Genomic DNA, 2,199 nt, shown 5'->3' on the forward strand with positions numbered 1-2,199 from the left:
ACTGTTACGTGTCCCTGTTTATTTGCTTGTTATATAAAAACTAACTACATCATTACGTTACCAGCCTTTTTATTAGCTAGCAACTCACATAATTTTACCAGCCTTTACCCACCGCAACGTAAACCTAAATGCGAATATTACAGAATTTACAGATTAACTTGCCGAAGCATTGCAATGTAAAAACCTAAAATACACCCGAAGAATTCACTAACAAATTTGAATTAAAAAGACCAAAACCTGAGAAATTTTTAGTCGAATTAGTTGCGGTATATAACGCCCAAATAATGGGCTAATAACAGTTGGTTAAAATAAGCGACGCAGGAGCAAAAACCAACTGTTATTTGTCCTGATTAATTGGCTTGTTAGGCTTATTTTTACGCCACTCTTTTGTCCTTAATTTTCGCTCAATATGCCTATTAATTCTAGAGTAATACTCGTAAACTGGCTTATCATTGATAGCCAAAGTAAAATTACAACCTTCACAATAAAACTCTTCTTTAGTTTGATGTGAATAACCAAGTTGGCGAATATCCCTCTGAATTATTTCATGTTTACATTGAGGGCAAAGAGGTTTCAATTCAGAGATTTTTGACCCAGAGTATTTCCATTCCCAACTCAAGCCTTCAATATAATCACTCGTATACTTATCGTTACCATAGGATATTCTTAGATCCATTAATAGCTTGATAACAAAAGAAATACTAACAGTTAATAGAACAGTAAAAAACCAAATCGGAATAGTTATAAATGCAGTTAATTTATTAATAATAAAAATGAAAAATTCATTAATCAACTGTATTTTACTAAGCAACCAAACAAATCCGGCAGTTAATACTGTTGCGATTATTTTGCTCCCTACAGGATCTTTCCAAATTTTTTTCAATAATTCCATTTGACTCCAGATTTCGACATAAGCCTAACGCCCTAATAATGGGCAAAAAATTGTTGGCTAAAATGTTGAGGAACGAAAACAGCCAACTATTTTTTGTCCTTATTAATTAGCTTGTTAGGTGTCTTTTACTGAAAACTATTTAAGTGAATAGTATATCGTAGACCACCGTCGTTTGCTGGAGTTTCATAGCCAACAAACACAAACGAATTATTTATTTTTTCTAACTTAACCTTAAACTGCATTTGACACTTATCAGGATCGTCATTGTAAGAAGTTAAAACGGTAGTTGATGAGATATTTTCATTAACTGTTAGCTTATTAAAATGACTTTCAAAATTTAGGTTTTTAGACGACAACGAAACACTAGACTCTAGAAGCCACGCTGATTTATATATTATTTCACCACTTGGTCTCACATAACTATCAACTAAACAAAACTCTATGTAGTCATCGTTCTTTGATAATTGCACTAGTTCAACACCATATTCACTCATATTTTCTGGAGTGATTATCCTGAAAGCGCTCCAGCCTGCATTCGCAAGTTTAATTGAGCCAATAATAAGAACAAATAGCACGAACCTCATTTGACACCTAACGCCTAATTAACAGGCAAAAAATTGTTGGCTAAAATAGGTGAACGTAGTGAACAAAAAGCCAACTGTTTTTTGTCCTTGTTTAATTTCTTGTTAGGCATTTATTCACCACCCGTAACCGTTGCCTTTATAGAAAATACTGGTGCAGGGATTGAAAAATTAATTTCTGACAAGACCAGGTTCTTAAACTCGCCACTTACATTAGCTTTCTCGATAAACAGTTTAAATGCTTTAATTTTTAGATCAGTAACCTTATAAGGTGATAATTTTGATTCAAAGTTATTTTTTGAGAATGTTAAAGCATAATTATTTTTATTGTTTAGGTTCCACTGCCTAACCTCATTAGGAAAAAACATATATAACTGTGGTTCAACTAGGGGAGCATCAATGTATAAAAAAACAATAAATCCGTCTGTTACATAATCAACAGGAATGTGTACATTAGAATTGTCGCTATTTAAAAGTGAACGGCCTTTACATTGAATTCTACAGAATTTAACACCGTCACTCATTTCTGCAAAAGCTAATAAGTCTGTACCAATAACATCAAATTTTGGTTTGGCAATAAGTAAATGACGTCGATTCAAGTAACTTGAAATGTAATCTTCGGCTTCATGTTCGAGTTGAGATGTATCCATACTTTCCTAAATGCCTAACGCCCAAATAATGGGCTAAGTAACGTTGGCTAAAATAGTGAGGAACGAACGAAAGCCA

3 protein-coding genes are annotated in these 2,199 nt (G+C 33.2%); all 3 read right to left on the reverse strand.

From position 1 onward, the window contains the following. Positions 1 to 337: 337 nt before the first annotated feature. Positions 338 to 892 (reverse strand): hypothetical protein, encoded by a 555-nt coding sequence (locus RM573_RS17380; protein ID WP_311585121.1) that lies wholly within the window; start codon positions 890 to 892, stop codon positions 338 to 340. A 125-nt stretch (positions 893 to 1,017) separates the two neighbouring features. Next, positions 1,018 to 1,467 carry a hypothetical protein gene (locus RM573_RS17385; protein ID WP_311585124.1) on the reverse strand — a complete coding sequence of 150 codons (450 nt, stop codon included), beginning with the start codon at positions 1,465 to 1,467 and terminating at the stop codon, positions 1,018 to 1,020. 119 nt (positions 1,468 to 1,586) lie between these two features. Continuing rightward, positions 1,587 to 2,123 (reverse strand): hypothetical protein, encoded by a 537-nt coding sequence (locus RM573_RS17390; RefSeq protein ID WP_311585127.1) that lies wholly within the window; start codon positions 2,121 to 2,123, stop codon positions 1,587 to 1,589. Positions 2,124 to 2,199: the final 76 nt, after the last annotated feature.

Source organism: Thalassotalea castellviae (assembly GCF_031846185.1).
GTDB lineage: Bacteria > Pseudomonadota > Gammaproteobacteria > Enterobacterales > Alteromonadaceae > Thalassotalea_H > Thalassotalea_H castellviae.

Excerpts from the sequence above, each read along its gene's own strand:
- RM573_RS17380 (WP_311585121.1), bottom strand. The coding sequence starts at position 892 with ATGGAATTATTGAAAAAAATTTGGAAAGATCCTGTAGGGAGCAAAATA.
- RM573_RS17390 (WP_311585127.1), bottom strand. The coding sequence starts at position 2,123 with ATGGATACATCTCAACTCGAACATGAAGCCGAAGATTACATTTCAAGT.